Source organism: Pseudomonas sp. DF5 (genome assembly GCF_058148225.1).
The window spans coordinates 1-797 of the sequence record NZ_JBYVYM010000068.1; the positions used below are offsets into that span (position 1 = coordinate 1).

Consider the following 797-nt stretch of genomic DNA (forward strand, 5'->3'; position numbering starts at 1 on the left):
GGTTGCTGGAGCGTCGTGCCTTGCAGGCGGTGTTGAGTGAGCTGCCGAAGGCGCAACCGCGACGTCTGATCATGGACGAGTTCGCGTTGTTCAAAGGTCATCGTTACGCCAGCGTTGTGCTGGATGCCGATACACGACGAGTGCTGTGGGTCGGTGAAGGCCGTAGCCGAGCGGCAGTCAGGCCGTTCTTCGAGGAGCTGGGGCCGGAGGGCTGCGCTCGAATCGAAGCGGTGGCGATGGACATGAATACTGCTTTTGATCTGGAGGTTCGCCAGCATTGCCCGAAAGCGCGAGTGGTCTACGACCTTTTCCATGTGGTGGCCAAATATGGCCGAGAGGTGATTGATCGGGTCCGCGTCGACGAGGCTAACCGGCTGCGTCACGACAAGCCGGCTCGCAAGGTCATCAAGCAGGCGCGATGGCTGTTGCTGCGTAACCCGCAGAACCTGAAAACGCCGGAACAACAGGTCCATTTGCAGGATTTGCTGGCGGCCAACCAAGCGTTGATGACGGTCTATTTGATGAAGGCTGAACTCAAAACGCTCTGGACGCCGAGTGGCGCCTGGGCTTGGAGATCGGCCTGGAAGCAATGGCTGCGCCATGCACATGAAAGCGAAATACCGGCTCTGATCCAGTTTGCCAAACGGCTAAAGGCTTACTGGCGGGGCATCGTCAGTCGGGTTCGCTGGCCGATGCACACCGGTCAGTTGGAAGGAATAAACAATCGAATAAAGGTCATCAAGCGAATGGCGTACGGTTACCGGGATAGCGAGTTCTTTTTCATGAAGATCAAGAGC

General features: G+C 57.5%; 1 protein-coding gene. It reads left to right on the top strand.

Features of this window, described 5'->3' with window-relative positions; translation table 11 throughout:
• Positions 1-797, top strand: a 797-nt coding sequence (locus AC30D7_RS28725) for an ISL3 family transposase (RefSeq protein WP_490136327.1), incomplete at both ends; no start/stop codon positions are given.